The sequence below is a fragment of the Microbulbifer okhotskensis genome (genome assembly GCF_023895975.1).
Classification (GTDB): Bacteria; Pseudomonadota; Gammaproteobacteria; order Pseudomonadales; family Cellvibrionaceae; genus Microbulbifer; species Microbulbifer okhotskensis.
Genome location: NZ_JALBWM010000521.1, coordinates 1 through 233, shown reverse-complemented (window position 1 = coordinate 233; position 233 = coordinate 1). Strand labels below are relative to the sequence as shown.

Annotated in this window: 1 pseudogene; it reads left to right on the top strand. The window is 59.2% G+C overall.

Annotated features, from left to right (window positions below):
• Positions 1-233 (top strand): annotated as a pseudogene (locus tag MO867_RS23150) (hypothetical protein); the annotation flags it as partial.

Here is a 233-nt window from a genome sequence, read left to right as displayed (position 1 = left end):
CTCTCCTGCCTGGCTCTGAACCGCAAGGTGCAGATTTTGACCTCGACCGCGGAATTTCACAGCTTTTCACGTCAGATTCGCCGACTGGAGGAAACCGGCTGGTGCCAGGTCACCCGCATTGCGAGCGAACCCATAGGCGAATTCGCGCCCCGCATGCTGGCCGCGCTGCGCCAGCAACCCTGGGATCTGCTGTTTTTCAGTCAGGTCTTTTTCGACTCAGGCCTGGTGGTTAC